The organism is Bacillus sp. Nf3 (assembly GCF_003028545.1).
GTDB lineage: Bacteria > Bacillota > Bacilli > Bacillales > Bacillaceae > Bacillus > Bacillus safensis.
Genome location: NZ_PYUA01000003.1, coordinates 652,770 through 670,745 on the forward strand (window position 1 = coordinate 652,770; position 17,976 = coordinate 670,745).

Genomic DNA, 17,976 nt, shown 5'->3' on the forward strand with positions numbered 1-17,976 from the left:
TTGTTTGTGACATATGACACGAGAATGCCAAAAATTCATGATGTTTTTTTGGTTAACTGTTGGTTAACTTTAGAAAAATCATAATATGAAAATGGCCCTCAGTCAATCCTCTTTTTGCTTCATAAGAAAAACCTGATGCGCTGTGCATCAGGTAGAGGCTGGTTCATTGATATTATTTGGTTGATGCGGCATATTGATTTGGTTCTATATAATTTGGCAGCATCTCTCCATGTGCTTCAATGAGTTCATCACATAATTTGATGGTGTCATCGATTGATAGTTCAGCGCTTGTGTGTGGATCCAGAAAAGCCGCTTGATAAATGTGTTCTTTTTTACCGCTGATGGCTGCTTCAATTGTCATCAGCTGTGAGCTGATATTCGTTCGATTGAGTCCAGCCAATTGTTCAGGGATCTCTCCGACATAGCATGGCATGATGCCGCTGCGATCTGCCACACACGGTACTTCTACACAGGCTTTTTCAGGCAGGTTGTGAATGAGTCCGCCTGTGTTCAGAACGTTTCCGCCAAATTTAAAAGGTACGTTCGTTTCGATCGCTTCAATGATACGTGAACCATATTCTTTAGACCGAGTATGTGTAATCTGTGTGTTCCCAACAAGGTCATGCTTCATTGTATTCCAGTTGTTGATTTGTTCCTCGCAGCGCCTTGGGTATTCGTCGAGCGGAATGTTAAACTGACCGATTAGTTCAGGGTACCGTGATTTAATGAAATATGGATGGTATTCGGCATTGTGTTCTGAGGATTCTGTGACATAGTAGCCGAATTTATCCATCAGTTCAAAACGAACCATATCATGATGCCGCGATTGCTGCTTTTCTTTTGCTCGTCTTTTGATTTCTGGATACAAGTCTTTTCCGTCCCGTTTCACCTCTAATAACCATGCCATATGGTTAATGCCGGCGATTTTTTCTTCAATGCCTTCATGTTCCATTTCAAGAGATTCGAATAGGTCCTGTGTACACACTTGCACACTATGACAAAGACCAACTGTTTGAACCTGAGTATAACGCAGCATTGCACCTGTCAATGTGGCCATAGGGTTTGTGTAATTTAACAATAAAGCACTTGGGCAAACCTCTTCCATATCCTTTGCAAAGTCAAGCATGACAGGAATCGTTCGAAGGGAACGGAAGATTCCGCCGATCCCTACCGTATCTGCAATCGTTTGTCTTAATCCATATTTTTTAGGTATTTCAAAATCAATGATAGTACTTGGTCGATAGCCTCCAACTTGGATGGCATTGATGACATATTTCGCACCCTGTAAGGCTTCTTTCCGGTTTTGATAGGACTGGATGGTCACATTTGCTCCGTAATTTGCTTTTAAATGCCGTAGCATCGTTTCTGATTCTTTCAGCCGGTTGAGGTCAATATCATATAATGCGAATTCAAAGCCTTCAAGGGCGGGAACAAACAAACAATCTCCTAATATATTCTTAGCAAACACGGTACTCCCTGCACCGATAAATGTAATTTTAGACATAGACGACTCTCCTTTTTACATCCATATTGGGCTAGCCTTTGACAGAGCCTTGAGAAAGCCCTGCGATAAAATATTTTTGTAAAAGTAAAAACATCGTAACCATTGGCAGCATTGCAATAAGGGCAGCTGCACCAACGAGCTGGAGCTGATGCTGATTTTGACCAAAAAAATGGGATAAGGCGACCGTGAGTGTATGCATCTCTTTATCTTGCAAAAAGAAGATAGCAAATTGATAGTCGTTCCAAATATACACGCAGGCAATGATTAATACAGAAGCGGTAATGGGCTTTAGAAGCGGAAAAACGACAGTGAAAAAAACTCTGAGTGTCCCTGCTCCATCAATACGGGCAGCTTCTTCAAGCTCCTTTGGAATGGTCGACCTGATAAAGCCTGCGTATAAGAAAATCGTCAGAGGCAAAAAAGCAGCCACATTATTTAAAATAGCAATTTGATAGGTGTTCATCATCCCGATTTGAACGACCATTTTATAGAGCGGGACAAGGGCTGTGAGCGGTGGAATGACCATAATGGCAATAAATAAAACATAGACTGCTTTATTTAGCTTGGTGTTCCTTCTTGCAAGCGGATAGGCTGCAAGAGATCCCAATATAATGAGCAATACAGCGGAGCTGAACGTAATGATCACTGTATTCAAAAAGGACTGGCCAAGCTGAGCCTCTGTCCATGCTGTGCGGAAGTTTTCAAGGTGCAGCGCTTTTGGAAACAGCCATTTTGAACTAAAATCTCCTATCCCTTTTAATGAAGTCGTCACCAAAATATAAAATGGAATGAGGTGTAGCAATGTAATCAATAGTGCGAAGAAGGAGTACCATCTTTTCTTGCGTTTATAGGCGTTATCCATCACACCTCGGTCTCCTTTCGTTTGAAATAAATCAGCGCTGCGACACTAATGATAAGGATGATGACCGCCATGAAAACCCCTTGCGTCGCTGCATAGCCCGCATCCTGACGTTTGAAATACAGATCATACATAAAGGTCGACATGGATTGCGAGGAATCTCCAGGTCCACCGCCCGTGAGTGCCACAATGACATCAAAGAGCTTGAGCCCGCCAATGACATTCAGCACAACATTAATGGTGATCGACGGCATAAGCAGCGGCAATGTAATCCGCCTGAATTGCTGGAGGCTCGATGCGCCGTCTAATTGTGCCGCTTCGTAATAATCCTTAGGGATACTTTGAAGTCCTGCTAAATAAATGATCATCGCAATCCCGACGAATTGATATGTGTTAACAAGCACAATGATCCATGTGTTAAATTGCGGGTTGCCGAGCGCATTCATTTGATCAAATCCAAAAAGCGTCACCACATCATTTAAGGCACCGCCTTGGTAAGCAAACACAAAATACCAAATATAGCCCATCGCAATCGGGCTGATCATGACAGGTAAATAGATGACCGTTCTTGTGATGGCTTTCATCTTTAAGCTTTGATTTAATAAGAGCGCATATCCAAGTCCGATGATATTTTGTAAAATGGTGCTCCCAATTCCGTAGAGAAGCGTGTTTTTGACAACAAGCCATGTCGCTTGATCCTGAAGCAGCCGCTCATATTGCTCAAGACCAATCCATTGATAAGTTTGTGAGAAACCGTTCCAATTCGTAAAAGAAAGTTGAATGCCGTTTAAAAAAGGATAAATGATAAAGGTACTGACGACGAGAACAGCTGGCATGTACATCCACCAAAGTGATGAATTGTGGCGTTTTTGTATCTTTTGTTTTGGTAAAGAGGTGAATGCGGCTGGCTGCTTTGCTTTTGTGATGTCATTCATTGGCTTCACTCCTGTTTCAGCATCCATCGGCTATTGTTTTTTCAGACGCTTATACTCCTCTTCCATTTTCTTTGACAACTGTTCTGGTGTGATGGAGCCTGCTAATAATTCTTGACCCGTTGTTGCCATGACCGCCCACATTCCGCTTGGTAAGTATTTTCGATCGAAATACGGTTCAATCTTCACCTGTTCGTATTGATCGTAAAATGCAGAGTAATAGTTTTTCGCTTTCACTTGTTTTAGAGCTGTTTCAGAGGATGTGCCCTCTGCGATTTTTTTGGCATTTTCAGGCTTTGCTAAAAAATCGATGAATTGCTTTGCTTCTTTTAGATGCTTAGAGTCCTTCCAAGCAGCGACAGTAAACCGTTCTCCGCCAATCCAGCTTTGTTCATCTCCTTCATGAATGGCTGGAACAGGCATCGTGCCTACTTTGATCGATGGATTCAGCTCTGTTGCTTCAGGTCCTAACGATCCTCCGACAAAGGTGAAGGCGATTTTGTTTTGTGCCATGAGTTCCGGTGCTTGAGAGAGTTTCGCTGTCAGGACATCTTTGTTTAAAAGGTCTTGATCTTTCAGATCTTTCATGAACCTGGCAAGCGGTGTATAGAGAGACCAATCAAATGATCCGTTTTCAAGTTCCTTTCCGTATTGATGCTTTTGATCGGTGATTAATAAAGGCGTCGCCAGCTCATCAAAGACTTGGGCAATATTAGAGTTATCTCCTCCTGGTATCCAGAGCGGCACAACATCTCCTTTGCTTTTTTCTTTCACTGTCAGCAAAGCCGATTTTAATTTATCAAGTGTTTTAGGGACTTCGATGCCATATTCATTTAATAGATTGGCATTAAAGCTAAGCCCGTCTTTTGCTTGATTCAGCGGATAGGCGTACACTTTGCCATCTTGGTCCTTTAAAATCTGGTCGAGTGAAGGATCAAGCTGTTTGACCCAATCCATCTCTTTTAAATCAGCCACATACTCGCTATAGCGCAGTTTGGCCCAGCCATGTGTATCAAACAGGTCTGGCATATCGTTTGCCCCCATTTTGACACGGATCATATCTTCATAGCTGTTGCCTGGGAAATTGGCATCGATTCGAATGTGTTGATGCTCCTTTTCAAACTCACGAATCACTTCTTCAAACGCTTTTCTTTCCCCGCTGTTGCTCATCGTTGAAAATAGCGTCAAGGTGACCTTTCCATTTGCTTCAGAAGAACCGTTATTACCGCAAGCAGACAAAATCATGGTCAAGAATATGGCTGCAGTCAGCAGCATGATTTTTTTATTCATGGTTTCCTCCTTTTGATCACTGAAAATTCAGACGATATTCGGTAGAATTCATGCAGTTGCGGAAACAAAAGAAGTCCATTATACTGGAATTCTATTCTTTTCAAAGAGATAAGAGAGCATACCGGCAGGCTGCCTTGTTCTTAGCATGATCTGGCCATCATGCTAAGCAGCTTGCTTTCTGCTTTTTTGTCTCTTTTTTGTTTGCTGAAATCGATGGTTCACCCCCTTTCATGGATGAGACATGTACTGCCTCGCTCGATGAGTGTTGTTGGCACGACGACTTTTAGAGGAAGTTTTCTTCCGTTTATTCTCTCAAGCAAAAGCTTCAGACCGACTTCCCCCATTTCTTCTGTATATACTTTGACAGTCGTAAGCGGCGGGCTTGAAAATGATGCGGCTTCAATGTCATTAAATCCAACAATGGATACATCTGAAGGAACGTGTAGACCGGCTTCATGGAGAGCGCGCATTGCCCCGATGGCCATAGAGTCACTTCCAATGAAAAAGGCCTGCGGCAGTTTTCCTTTTTTGATAGCTTGCTGCATAAGCGAATAGCCTTCTTGCATGGAATATTCACCAATGTGGATGTCTTCCATATGAAGAGCGCCCGCTTCCTGCATTCTTTTCATAAACGTCGTTTGTCTTTCGTCCTCAATCACAGCGTTGCCTTCGAAATAATGCTCCCGCTCTTTCCCGCCAATATAGCCTAGATGTGTATAGCCTAGTGATTGCAGATGACGAATGGCGCGATCTGCCGCTCTGACAAAATCCACATGTACACAATCATACAAATCTTCATCTGCATAATGATTGATAAAAACAATGTGTTCCATTCGATTTGTCATTTTTTCAACCGTATCGGGGCTGATTCGTCCAATGACGATCAAGCCGTCAATATCCTTTAGCATCGCCCCTTTATCCATGCTTCTTAGGCGAAAGGTATGGAGAGTGGACAGGCCTTGTTTGGCATATTCTTTTTCAATTCCTTTTCGAATCGATGAAAAAAAGGGATCATTTAATTCTTCGTCAATGGATTGAGCGACAACGATACCGATGACTGGGGATTCAGATGGGCTTTTTTCTTCTGCTTGATCGGCTTTTCTTGCTCTCACTGGGGTATAGTTTAACTTCTTTGCAATGTCGAGGATGTTTTGTCTCGTTGCGTGTGAAACGGCAAGTGTATGATCGCCATTTAACACACGGGATACAGTGGAAACGGACACTTTTGCATCATGAGCAATATCTTTGAGTGTGGTCATAGGCAAACTCCTCATCGTTATTTGACTAAATATTTACTAAAGATATTTGAAGGATAACATATTAATAAACCGCTTTCAATTATAGATTTGCGATTTTTATTTTGTTTTTGGGTAAGTTTTGGTGAGTGAATATTGTTTTAGTAAAATTTGCGTAAAAAAGAGGATGGGTTTCATCCTCTCTTTTACTAGCGCGATTCGATTGAAGCTGTTTCTTTTGAAAATATTTGCTTCATTGTTTCCCAAGCAGTGTCGAGTTGTTTATGAAGTCCAAATAAACCTGAGGTGCCGATGATGTAGATCTCATTTCCAGCCTCAGCAAGCAGCCGGAACGTGCTCTCATTACAAGAGCCGTCTACTTCAATTGAAAACGAGTATCCTCCGTGTTTTTTGATATCTTTCACCTGTTTAATTTTCTGAAGCATTTCTTTAATAAAAGGCTGTCCGGCAAAGCCTGGATCGATTGTCATGATCGTCACTCTGTCTATTAAATGAATATAGGAATCTAATGCTGCAACTGGTGTGGCGGGATTTAGAACAAAGCCAACCTCACATTTTCTTTGGTGAATATGCCGGATGATTCGAAAGGCATCTTTTTGCACGACTTCTGGGTGTAAACAAATCATCGTTGCGCCAGCATCAATACATGCATCGATTAAAAATTCCTGGGGGTGTTCAGCCATTAGATGAACATCAATCGGTACATTTGTCAGTTTCCGAAGCTGTTCAATGAAAAAGGGTGATAACGTCATATTCTTCACATAATGCCCATCCATCACATCGACATGGTACCGGTCTGCTCTCGTGTTGAGAATATGAATTTGTTCACGGAAGTGCGTGAGATCCATGCACATCAGTGAAGGTGAAAAAGTAGCTGTCAATCTCAGTCTCCTCCTTATTACAGCTGAAATAAAAGCTTGATCAATCCAATTAAGATTCCGATGATACCAAAGTCTGTATCTCCAAACGTTGTCCCTTCAAAGCCGAGGGTTCCGAGCACAGGTAATAAACAAGCAGGTAAAAAGGAAAGAAGCAATCCATTTACAAAGGACCCAGCGACAGCACCTCTTACCCCTCCTGTTGCATTGCCATACACTCCTGCTGTAGCACCGCAAAAAAAGTGCGGGACAAGACCAGGGACAATGACAGTTAAACCAAACAAAGGTAAAAGAAAAATGGATACGATGCCTCCTGCAAAGCTGCATAGAAAACCGATAATCACCGCATTTGGCGCAAATGGAAAAACGGTTGGCGCATCAAGTGCCGGCTTTGCTCCCTTCACGAATCGATCGGCAATCCCCTTAAAAGCAGGCACGATCTCGCCAATGGCCATCCGTACCCCTGCTAAAATAATGTACACACCAGCAGCAAACGTAATCGCCTGAATGAGAATGAAGACAGCAAAGTTCGTGCCCCCGCTAATTTGTTCTATAAAAGGAATTCCTGCAAACGGTGCAATCGCAAAGAACAGCAAAGCCATCGTAATCGAAATGGCAACAGATGTATCTCTTAGAAAACCGAGTGATTTAGGCACTTGAATGGTTTCCGTTGATTTTTCAGGAGAACCAACCCATTTGCCGATCATTCCCGCAGTAAAATAACCGAAAGTACTGAAGTGCCCGAGCGCGAGATCATTGCTTCCGGTGACTTTCCTCGTAAACGGCTGAAGGATTGCGGGGGCAATGACCATAGCTGCCCCTAATATCATTGAGCCAGTGGAGATGAGCAGCCACCCGTGCATACCGGCGGTCGAGAGAACGACGGCGAGCATAGCCGCCATATACAACGTATGATGCCCAGTCAAAAAGACGTATTTAAAGGGTGTGACTCTTGCAAGTAACAAATTGACCAGCATGCCAAAAATCATAATGAGTGCTGTCTGTGTACCGAATTCCTTTTGAGCAATGGCGGCCATAGCATCTGTATTTGGCACAACCCCTTGAATGTGAAAGGCTGCTTCAAACATCTTTCGAAAAACCCCGAGTGAATCCGAAACCACTGTAGCGCCCGCCCCTAATATTAAAAAGCCCATGGTTGTTTTCAAGGTGCCTGACACAGTATCTGCGGCTGATTTTTTCTGCAAAAGTAAACCGGCTAGAGCAAATAAACCGATGAGAATGGCAGGTGTGCCCAATATATCGTTCATGATCAGTTCTATCATGATGTGAATCCCCCTTTTACATGACTTAAATATGTTGACGAAGGACGTCCTTAATGGCTTTCTGGTCTAACAAATTATTTAAGCCAGCCACATTTCTTGTGCCGTCATTCAGCTGGTCAATAATATCAGCTGCGCCGATATAAAGATCTGCTTGTTCATTTTTACTTGTACTGAGATCGGTATGATCCACTTCAGCTATAAGACCTAATTCTTCTAATGCTTTTTTGACATTCATTTCTACAATAAAGCTGCTTCCTAACCCGTTTCCACATACAACTAGAATTTTTTTCATTCTTTTTTCCCCCTTTATACTTGTGAAAATTGATCAATTAATTCTTGCACCGATGCTAAATCTTCTGCTTCAATCAATTGTTTCGTCCGTTTCTCTTCACTTAACAGCATGGTCAGCTGTTTGAGTGCTTTCAAGTGGCTCATGCTGTCAATAGCGGCTAACACAATGACAAGCCGCACCTGCTTTTTGCCATCTTTTGAAAACGAAATGGGCTGTTTGAATGACATGAGTGTCATGCTCAATTTGTTCACGCCATCCTCGGGCCTTGCATGTGGAATGGCCACTTGTGGTGCAATCACAATATAAGGACCATTTTGATGAACAGACTGAATCATGGCTTCTACATAACTTGGTTCAATGGCATTTTGATCAAGTAAAGGCTGCGCCGCTTTTGTAATCGCCTCTTGCCATGTGTCTGCTGTTTGGTGGAGCTTAATGGTTTGTTCTGTTAATAAATCGTTTAACACTGGGTTCCACCCTTTCTGATAGGATACATATGTGGGATGAAGCAGCTCCTGAATGTCATGAAGCAGTGCTTGTTTGTTTTGTACGATGGTATGCTGCTGGATGACTTCGAATAAAGCGTTTACATACTGCTCGTCAACCTTCGTTTCTAAGCCTTTCCCGTATTGAAGTAATGTTTTTTTCTCATAGGCAGTTAAAATAGGATGAACGAGATGAACTGGTTTTCCTTTAAACGAAATAGGTGTTGTGGACACAACGAAATCTGCATCAACGGCTGCTAATTCTTCATATGCACGCTTTGATAACAGCCCTCGTACTTCGATGTAGCCGATTAATTCGAGGAGCTGAGTTTTCAGCATGTAACTTGTGCCGATTCCTTCTCCGCAGACAATGTATACAGAACGCTTAACAATGGATGAAATTCCTTCCCTTCTCATCCAGCTGCCAAAATGCATGGCGAGATATGCAACTTCATGGTCACTCAACTTTGAACAGGCCGCCTTTTCTAAATGGCAGGCAACTTTTTGAGTGATTTCAAATACTTCTGGCTGTGCTTTTTTTATAGACTCCGTTAGTTCGTTGATTATACCAATGTGATAGATGAGCCTGTAATAAGCTGGAATTAAATGCATGGTTAAGTTTTGCTCCAATGCTTTTGGTTCTTGAAAGGAAATACAAGCATATCGCTGAAAGTCAAGTATCATTTGCCTGGCGATGGTGCGAATGAGATGTTCTTCTGGTTTTTTAATTAATGGAAGTTTTTGTTTTTTGGCACTTAGCCATAGGGTGCTAAGAAAATAGATCTCATCATCATGAACAATGAGACTGGCCTCTTTTTGAATCTGCGCCATGAAACGAATAGCCGCCAAGCATTCCTCTGTTTCCTGCAATGTTCGCTTTTCTTCGTTTGAAATGTGTACAGCATGCCCTAGCTTCATCCGCTTGAAGTAGAAACAGAGATCCAAAGAGAGCTGATCCAGCATCTCATCTGCAAATTCAAGCTTAAGTTCTTGTTCTGACTGCTGGAGGAGATGGTGTACCCGTTTGGACGAAATAGGTCCCTTTAACCAAAATGACGGAAACGTTTTTTCGTTTTTTATCATTGTGCGAATGAAATGTATATAAGGTTTGAGTGCCAATCGAATGGCCCTTTCGTCTCCTAAAATCACATAGCCGCTTGCTGACTGATAGCGGAGTGTGATCTCCTGCTTTGAAAGCGCCTCTTTTAGCTGTTTCATATCCTCGAGCAATGTATTTCGGCTCACCTTTGTCATCTTCATAAAATCATCAATTCTTAGGCAATGCTCGCTACATGCAATGGATAAAAGCAAGATGGCTCTTCGTTCCTTTACACATGGTTCATAATCGTGACCAACAAGAATGGTGTCAGCTTTTTGAATAATGATTTCTTTCTCAAGAGGATTTAAATAATAGCCTAGTTGGTCTTTTCGCTGCACACCACTAAGCTGATGAGTTTCCAGCCAGCTATTCATTCGTTTGATTTCAGCGTAAACGGTTCGAGTCGAGACATTCATCCGATTCTGTAAATCTTCAATTGATAGATAAGATGTCGTGTGAAGCAGCATAGATAATAAAGCAGTGCCCCTTTTGGTTAAGTACAGTTGGAATTCCTCCTTTCTTCCCTTTGCTTATAAGTCTAATCAACTCACATGCATCAAAGAAGTCCAAATGTCTTCAGCACGTGCTATGCAGAGATTGTGTACTCTTTTCATAAGAAAAACACACTGCTTGAGTGTGCTTTCAGGATTGTAACAAAGAGTTCTTTGTCTTCTTTTGCGTGTTTGAGGACCAATAAACTCAAAAAACCTTGAATGATATAAAGCCAGTCAAGGTTTTTTCACTTCTTATCATCTTTTATTTTTCCTATACGTGACATTTAAAATTATTTTTTGTTTAAACTAAATCCGAAATCCAAATCGTTTTCAAATGAAATACAAATACACCAATCACCTTTTAATGATATAAAGTAGTGGTGCTGTGGGATATCTAACAAATAGACTAGTAACTCTTCTAAATGTTGTAATTCAAACTGGTACCCAAACTCTGTAAGGTTATCCCCTATGTAAATTACTTGTAAGTGATTATCTAAATATTTGTCTTTTAATTCAGTTATAAATAGAAGAGTATCAGGAAGTAAAGATTCATTATTTGAGCTCTTACTATAATGTTTATTGGTTTGTAACCAATCTATTTTTGAACCAGCAAAATCAAATTTATGTTCTATTAAATCTAAATAAATTTCTGGATTTTTATGTACTTTGACACTTTTAAGAAGGTCTTGTAATTCCAAATCCTTTATTAGATCTTCATCATAAGAATTCAAAAAAATTACCCCCTTTGTCTAAAATACTTTTGTATTTTTTCACTGTCTTTCTTTTCTAAATTCATAGGACTCGCTGTAATATCATTTGTTGCATTCATCATTTCAGCGTACAATGCCATTGTAGATTGCTGCTCCGTCTCTTACAAATCATTTTCACTGTTTGACCGAATTCTATTAAATCTTTAACTGTTTTCTTCCTGCCATACCTAAACCTCCATTCTTCTATGTTCAATCCCAATAATAAATATAGTGCTGAGTTGAAGAATCTATTGTCATCCCCATTTTTTCATACAATTGTTGTGCTTTTGTATTAGAAGTCGCTGTTTCTAGACTGATAAATCGAGCTCCTTTATCGTTTGCAAATGAAAATGCTTTTTCCATCAATTGCTTACCTATTCCCATTTGACGAGAATCTTCTATAACAAACAAATCATTTAAAATGAACGCATCTTTCATCGAAACAGATGAAAATGTTGGATACAATTGGACAAATCCTAAATATTGTTCATCTTCTTTTGCAACAAACAAAATAGACTCTTGTTTACCGTATCGTTCCGCTAGAAAATGATAAGCACCTTCTACATTTGAAAGCTGCTTATAAAATTGGCGATATTGATCAAACAGAACCGCAACTTGCTTTAAGTCATTTTCATTAGCTCTTACTATATCCACTCTTCTATCCCCTTTCATATCAATTAGTAGTATAATAATCGATATTCTGACATGTGAAAATGTACAGATTTACACTTTATTAAATGTCAGAAGGGAGGAATAAAAAGATGAAACATTATATTTTCCCTTTCAGTGCCAATCAACCAAAATATAAACAAATTTATGAGCAATTTAAGAAATTAATCGAGGACGGAAAGGTAAAAACAGGAGAAAATCTACCTTCCATTCGTTCACTAGCAAATGACTTAGGTGTTAGCCGTCATACAACACTGCAAGCATATGATCAATTATTAGCTGAAGGATACATTCAAGCCAATGTGCGTAAAGGCTATACTGTCAATAAATTTGAACCAATATTTCTTCACACCCCTATTCCAGAAGTACCTAGAACTAAACCAACACAATCGATCGATTTCATTGATTTCAAAGTAAGTGCTGTTGATGAGGAACAATTCCCTTTAAAAGTTTGGCGGCAAATTTCTAACAAAGTGTTGCAGCAATCCATTAGCTTTCAATATGGATATCCTTTTGGAGAGCCGGAATTTAAACAAGAACTGGCTGATTACTTATTCCAAGCGAGAGGTATGAGCATTAATCCTCAAAACATGATTGTTGGAAGTAATACACAGCAACTACTGTTGTATTTAGGATTTCTATTAAAAGAACGTTTTTCTAGTATGATTGTTGAAAACCCTGGTTATAGCGGTGTACGTGAGGTCTGTCATTTACATGGATTTGAGATTGAAAGTATTCCTGCATCAAAACAAGGTGTATTATTGGACTCACTCGTAAATAAAAGCGGGAAATTATTGTACATAACACCTTCACATCAATATCCTACTGGTACTGCACTATCGATTCAACAAAGACTTGAATTGATTCAATGGGTACGATCAAATAACGGTTTCTTATTAGAGGATGATTACGATGGAGAATTTCGATATGGCCAAAAACCCTTTCCTGCTTTAGCTTCTTTAGATGCTGAACATGTCATTTATTTTGGTACGTTTTCAAAAGCATTTCTACCATCTATACGATTAGCATATATGGTGTTACCTGATTCATTAATCAATATCTATATGGATAAATTTCAACACTTCGAACATAATGCTTCTTTATTACATCAACTGACCATGACTGAATTTATGAAAAGTGGGGAATGGACAAAGCATATTAAACGTATGCGCAATACTTATAAAAGGAAAATGAACTTATTGGTTCAACAAGTTCAGCATTTATTTGGAAAACAAATTGAGATCATTGGCGACAATGCAGGGTTATATATCATGTTACGTATACACACTCCCTATACCGAAAATGAATTAATTGAAAAAGCCCTTCAACAGCATGTTAAAGTTTATCCAACAAGTCATTTATTTATCGAAAATCCACCTGTACTACCTCACATACTGCTCGGTTTCGCAAACCTTTCTCTTGAACAAATCGAAAGAGGTATTTGTTTATTAAAAGAAGCATGGAAATAATATTGGTGGTTCATTGACGATTTTGTTTGAAACTTGGAGCATGAATTTTGTGAATCGACTCTTTATCAAAATACCACTTCACCTTTCTGCTTTACCACTATTAGTGATACGTCTCACCGTCATGTATCTAATATGAGGTCTAACCAGCATTGATTATGGACAATATAGGAGTAGTCTCTCTTGTATACTTTCAAAGATTTCTACAGGCATTTCCCGGACCTTGATATCATCGCCTAGGAAAAATAGCCAATTTGTTATTTCGGTTATTTCTTCTGAATAATTAACATTGATAAAAGTCTTTAAAATGGCTGTAGTTTGGTAAGGATTCGTATAAGAAATTGACATTTTGAAAGGATGGTATTTTTTGAACTGTCCAATTGCCTTTGGACCAAGCTCAAGGACAAGGTTGATTACTTCCTCCTGCTTACTTAGTTTTTCTAAAATCTTTTTCCTGGTTAATCTATTTTTTGTAGAGCATGGTTCTACATCTGTGAGATTGTCGACAGGCACAATCCGTTTCTTCTCTTCCTTTAAATCAAAGCATTCAATCAACCACAGGCTTTTTTCACGATAAAGGTTCAAAAGGTAAATAGGATAGGACTTGATCACTTTCTCCTCTCTCATGGTAATCAGTAAATATCGATCCAAAATAAGCAATTGGATTAATTTTTCTAACATGGGGTGAGGGAGATCGGACAAATCAAGCAGATCAGGATTATTCGGGTTGGTCCCTTCAAATAGCAAGAGGCGATTTAACAGAACGAGGTCATCTTGCTGGGTTTCTGAGATGAGTCCTAGTAATTTTTCAGCTAAAGACTGGCGACTCTTTAAATAAGGGAGTTGTTGGTTTCTCGTGGCCATAAAGGCAATAAAAAGAGCTTTAATCTCATTATCGGTAAAGCGAACAGTTGGCAGGACAGAATTGTTCATTACAAAATATCCCCCGTCCCTTCCGACTTCTGCGACAAGCGGCATCCCCATAGCTTCAATTTCTCTGATGTCTCTAATTGCTGTCGAACGAGAGATATGAAATTCTCTCATGATTTCAGAAATTGTAAAGTTGGCGCGGTTGTTAATATACCGCATGATGGTATTAATCCGTTCAACTTTTTTCATCTGGTCCCCCTAAACAGTATCATTTTTTGACATGGTTTAAGCCTATTATATACCTATCAAGTGAAAAGACAGAATCACTTGGTTCATTTTTTCGAAAAGGAAGTGTTGAATATGGCAGAATATATACTAGAAGAAAAAGACAGCTTTCACGTGTTAGGTATTGGAACTGAACTTAAGAGTCATTACACAGACTATGCGGGCATAACGAAGGAAAAAGCAGACTTTTGGCAAGCAGTCAACCAAGAAGGTAAGCTTGACACCTTAAAAGCCATTGCCACAAATGACTATATTTTTATCGTAAACGAAGCGGTAAATAATAAGCTGATGCATTATGTCGGGGTCATGACAGAGGAATCGTTACCAGAAGCGGACAGAGTGATTCAATTTCCTAAAGGGGAATATCTAATCGTTAAAGGGGAAGCTAAAACCGCTGATGAATTGCATCAAACGCTTACTGGCATTGCATTTGGTCAAGTCTTGCCTGAAGCAAAGAATTTTGCCTATGTTGGTGGACCAAATGCAGTGGTAGAAATGGGACAGCGAAACGACTTATTACTTGGTGAGATGTGGATTCCTGTTGTACGGAAATAAGAAGGATTTGGAGGAATAGAAATGGCTTATATCGTTGATTTTAAACATGTGTCTACGATTGGTTTAGAGTCTTCACCTGTAGCAGAAGCACTTGCTGGCTTACGAGCGAATGAGGCTCGTTACTTTATGAACAAATATAAGCATGAATTTACAGTATTACCTGCTAGGGAAAGTCAGGAGACCCTTGATTATGTAAACCGAGTGTTAAAAGAAGAACGTGAACTAGAGTTTGCAGCCAAACCTTTAGAAACGGCAAGTTTTCAAGTGGAAAATATCAAATGGACCTACGTCTTTTATGAGGATGGTCTTGCAATTAACGTCCTGTATACAGTGGATGACCCGAAAAAACGTGCTGTTGGTTTTAAGCTTTCTGAAGGGATGGAAGTACCAAAGGAATTAGAAGGAAAATTTAAATTTGCTAGGCAGAAGTCTAAACTAGCTGGAACGATTCGTGGGTCATTTTTTAAAATTAAAGGGGAATATTGAGTTGAGAAACACTTTCTTCACTCGAATTTGTGAATCTGATTGAACAAATACATTAAAATAATTTCCGCCATCTAAACAGAGCAGCATTCTCTATGCATTATTTAGAGGATGTTTTTCTGTTTATTGTACCAACCTCATTTTCTTATGAAGAAGTTCGCCGTTAAAGTGGCTTGTCTGTTTAACATCTATACTTTTTCAAGAAAAAGATGTAAAGTATCCCTCATTCAAAAAACACTCACTATAAAAGCTGTGAGTGCTCATTTTGGCTTGTCTCTATCATACGTGACCCACACAGGAAAAAAGGTCCTCATCTCCCTTTTTGTCGTTTTTTTCTCAATTTGAAGTACAATAACACAAAAAACTTTGAAAGGCATTTAGCCAATCAAGGTTTTTTTGCGTAATCTCATTAAAAATGAACTAATTTGAATTCATTTTTGAAAGAAAATCTTGAAGAACTACTTTTACTGGTGAATTCGCAGTAGTAGCCACTACATGATTTACACGTTTTAAAATTTGAGGATGCTTCAATATCAATTTCTTGCCTTCTTCAATTGGGAAGCTTCTCAATGTATCAATACAAATCTCAAATAATTCTTTATCATTAGTATTCAACAATTCTATTAAAATATTTAATTCATATTCATTGCACTCATTATCCAGACAATAAGCAATTTTACGCTGCCACTCTGTTGGTTTATTAAGCACCTGATTTGATAGTTCTTCCCAGTCATTTAGGCTAAAATCAGAGAGTATCTCACTAGCAATCAAACACCCGTCATCATACCATGAATCTACTGTTGTATCAGCAGATAAAAGATTCTCTAAACATATTGAGTCCCCTAATTATGAAATTACTCTGAGAACACATTCGAGTACCTACAGCCCCAAAAATTGATCATAAACGAGTAAAACTGAAGAAACTAGCGATGTTAATTTGTTAGTAAATAAGTATCTACTATTTTATTTCCACCAGTTGGATGTAATTTCTTTCAAATGAAATTCTATAAAATCAATCACTTTGGTATAGTTATCCGAGCTGAATTCCTCAATAGGATTGTCCCAATCTGTATTTTTAACTATTAGAACAAGGTAGTTACCATCAGAAGATAAATCAGGATACCACCCTAAATCCAATGTTATTGATGATTTCTCATGATAAAGTTGTAATAAACTTTCAGTGAACATAAACCATCTATCATCTTCTGTTTCTAACTTTTTAGGGTCAATTTCCCTAAAATTATTATAACGTACAATCCAACCTTCAGTTATTCTTAAAGGATGAATGTTGAATACAGGGACTTCGAGTTTTATATTTCTTCTCATTATTCTCCAACTTATTCATAAATTTGATAGTAATTTAAGTCCTAATTTATTATCTAGCCTATGAATTATCAATTAGAATTGTCTTTAATCATTCTACTAATTTTAATACTTAGTTGCTCAACTATTGTCAGAGGTGCTTTTGTCAATTGGCCAATCTATATTTTTCAAAAACCTTCCTTAACACCTCGCTAATAGTTTTCTTATCCTGAGGATACTCTGTAATGTACGTGTTACAGGCTTGCTCAAGATAATAGTAGAATGTTTGATAATCAACAATAACCTCATCATCATGAAGTGCAAATAGTACTCCATGAAAGGGCTCCTCGTCGGGTTCCAAATCATTTGGAAATGTGCAATCCACATCGTTAATTCCATAACCTACTCCCGTAGATAAATGCTGAACAATATTTACAAAGCTATCATCAGTAATGGCATTGAAAAAAGCCACCACAGGAAAGTGTTCATCTCTTAACATTTGAGTTTCTAAAATTTTTTTTAACATACTATCTGAATCCTCCTACCTATAATTCAGGATAAAACGAGGTCACTGCCCCATCCTTATCTGTATAACCTCTCCATTTTATACCTTGTCCATCATAACCTTCCCATTCTCTCCCTAAAACACCTTTTGAAGAAGCATTATTTACAGCTTCTTTTCCTCGTTTAATAAAATCTTCATCAGAAATTAACTTAGGATCATAAACAGTTTTATCAAATGGCTTTGCTTTCCATCCAATTTTTTGACCTGTTTTAGCATCTAAAGAAGGAACTTGGTAAGTTATTTTTTCCACTCCTGGCAAAGCATCATGCTTCTTAACATTTAATATATTTACATCATTTTTCATAAATTCATCTTTGTTATGCGCCCCACCAATTCCTCTTCTCCTTGGAACATTGGGATCAACTTTTCTTATATGATCTTCTAAGCTAGATGAGAACTTAACTTTTTCCCTACCCGTAATTCCCATCTTCCCCCGAAAGCCTTTCGCCCCAAACGGCAAAAGCATCCCCAAAGCCGCGTTCATACTCGCTTCCTGCTGTTCTTTTGAGATCTTGTTTCCAAACATATCGCGGCCTGTGATTGCTTCGCTGAAACCGTTAGTGGCGGTGAGGCCATATAAGCCTTTTTGAGATGTTTTCAGGGCGTCAAAGGATTTTTGAGATGTCTTGTAGATGTCGACTGCTCTGACTGCAGCTGATG

Annotated in this window: 19 protein-coding genes; 3 read left to right on the forward strand and 16 right to left on the reverse strand. The window is 39.1% G+C overall.

From position 1 onward, the window contains the following. Positions 1-172: 172 nt before the first annotated feature. The 11 genes from melA to C9414_RS12850 all read right to left on the reverse strand — a co-directional run bounded on the left by melA (position 173) and on the right by C9414_RS12850 (position 11,775). Positions 173-1,504, reverse strand: coding sequence for an alpha-glucosidase/alpha-galactosidase (gene melA / locus C9414_RS12795; protein ID WP_107163766.1), 1,332 nt, complete (start codon positions 1,502-1,504; stop codon positions 173-175). Positions 1,505-1,535: 31 nt separating this feature from the next. Then, entirely contained in the window at positions 1,536-2,366 is an 831-nt protein-coding gene (locus tag C9414_RS12800; protein ID WP_047203170.1) for a carbohydrate ABC transporter permease, read from the reverse strand. Continuing rightward, entirely contained in the window at positions 2,366-3,298 is a 933-nt protein-coding gene (locus C9414_RS12805) for a carbohydrate ABC transporter permease (protein WP_107163786.1), read from the reverse strand. The genes C9414_RS12800 and C9414_RS12805 overlap by 1 nt, the downstream gene beginning before the upstream one ends. 30 nt (positions 3,299-3,328) lie before the next feature. After that, entirely contained in the window at positions 3,329-4,585 is a 1,257-nt protein-coding gene (locus C9414_RS12810) for an ABC transporter substrate-binding protein (protein ID WP_107163767.1), read from the reverse strand. Between the two features lie 218 nt (positions 4,586-4,803). Further along, the gene (locus C9414_RS12815; protein WP_107163768.1) at positions 4,804-5,844 is read right to left on the reverse strand and encodes a LacI family DNA-binding transcriptional regulator; all 1,041 of its coding nucleotides are present in this window, start codon (positions 5,842-5,844) and stop codon (positions 4,804-4,806) included. A gap of 185 nt (positions 5,845-6,029) precedes the next feature. After that, entirely contained in the window at positions 6,030-6,722 is a 693-nt protein-coding gene (gene alsE / locus C9414_RS12820) for a D-allulose 6-phosphate 3-epimerase (RefSeq protein WP_047203173.1), read from the reverse strand. Between the two features lie 17 nt (positions 6,723-6,739). Next, the gene (locus C9414_RS12825; protein ID WP_047203174.1) at positions 6,740-8,002 is read right to left on the reverse strand and encodes a PTS ascorbate transporter subunit IIC; all 1,263 of its coding nucleotides are present in this window, start codon (positions 8,000-8,002) and stop codon (positions 6,740-6,742) included. 25 nt (positions 8,003-8,027) lie between these two features. Continuing rightward, positions 8,028-8,294, reverse strand: a complete 267-nt coding sequence (locus C9414_RS12830) for a PTS sugar transporter subunit IIB (protein ID WP_047203175.1) — start codon at positions 8,292-8,294, stop codon at positions 8,028-8,030. 14 nt (positions 8,295-8,308) lie between these two features. Next, positions 8,309-10,345: a BglG family transcription antiterminator gene (locus C9414_RS12835; protein ID WP_107163769.1), complete on the reverse strand. Its 2,037-nt coding sequence runs from the start codon at positions 10,343-10,345 to the stop codon at positions 8,309-8,311. Between the two features lie 317 nt (positions 10,346-10,662). After that, complete coding sequence (locus C9414_RS12840; protein ID WP_107163770.1) at positions 10,663-11,103, reverse strand: rhs-associated protein; 441 nt, start codon at positions 11,101-11,103, stop codon at positions 10,663-10,665. Between the two features lie 228 nt (positions 11,104-11,331). Further along, complete coding sequence (locus tag C9414_RS12850) at positions 11,332-11,775, reverse strand: GNAT family N-acetyltransferase (protein ID WP_107163771.1); 444 nt, start codon at positions 11,773-11,775, stop codon at positions 11,332-11,334. Positions 11,776-11,882: 107 nt separating this feature from the next. Between C9414_RS12850 and pdxR the strand changes: the two genes are divergently transcribed. Next, positions 11,883-13,259: a MocR-like pyridoxine biosynthesis transcription factor PdxR gene (pdxR, locus tag C9414_RS12855; protein WP_107163772.1), complete on the forward strand. Its 1,377-nt coding sequence runs from the start codon at positions 11,883-11,885 to the stop codon at positions 13,257-13,259. Positions 13,260-13,412: 153 nt separating this feature from the next. Here the strand turns inward: pdxR and C9414_RS12860 are convergent, their stop codons facing one another. Then, entirely contained in the window at positions 13,413-14,375 is a 963-nt protein-coding gene (locus C9414_RS12860) for a helix-turn-helix transcriptional regulator (protein ID WP_107163773.1), read from the reverse strand. A 111-nt stretch (positions 14,376-14,486) separates the two neighbouring features. Here C9414_RS12860 and C9414_RS12865 point away from each other — a divergent pair, with 111 nt between their 5' ends. After that, a complete protein-coding gene (locus C9414_RS12865) occupies positions 14,487-14,966 on the forward strand; it encodes a GyrI-like domain-containing protein (RefSeq protein ID WP_058838635.1) in 480 nt (159 codons plus the stop codon). A 21-nt stretch (positions 14,967-14,987) separates the two neighbouring features. Continuing rightward, a complete protein-coding gene (locus tag C9414_RS12870) occupies positions 14,988-15,452 on the forward strand; it encodes a phage tail protein (RefSeq protein ID WP_107163774.1) in 465 nt (154 codons plus the stop codon). A gap of 417 nt (positions 15,453-15,869) precedes the next feature. On the opposite strand, the gene C9414_RS12875 is transcribed toward C9414_RS12870, so the two are convergent. From C9414_RS12875 to C9414_RS12890, 4 genes are all read right to left on the reverse strand, one after another. Beyond that, the gene (locus C9414_RS12875; RefSeq protein ID WP_258182629.1) at positions 15,870-16,220 is read right to left on the reverse strand and encodes a hypothetical protein; all 351 of its coding nucleotides are present in this window, start codon (positions 16,218-16,220) and stop codon (positions 15,870-15,872) included. Positions 16,221-16,412: 192 nt separating this feature from the next. Then, complete coding sequence (locus C9414_RS12880; protein WP_107163776.1) at positions 16,413-16,775, reverse strand: hypothetical protein; 363 nt, start codon at positions 16,773-16,775, stop codon at positions 16,413-16,415. Positions 16,776-16,917: 142 nt separating this feature from the next. Next, the gene (cdiI, locus tag C9414_RS12885; RefSeq protein ID WP_226340878.1) at positions 16,918-17,277 is read right to left on the reverse strand and encodes a ribonuclease toxin immunity protein CdiI; all 360 of its coding nucleotides are present in this window, start codon (positions 17,275-17,277) and stop codon (positions 16,918-16,920) included. Positions 17,278-17,296: 19 nt separating this feature from the next. Continuing rightward, on the reverse strand, positions 17,297-17,976 hold a 680-nt coding region (locus C9414_RS12890), incomplete at its 5' end, for a CdiA family toxin C-terminal domain-containing protein (RefSeq protein ID WP_181286148.1).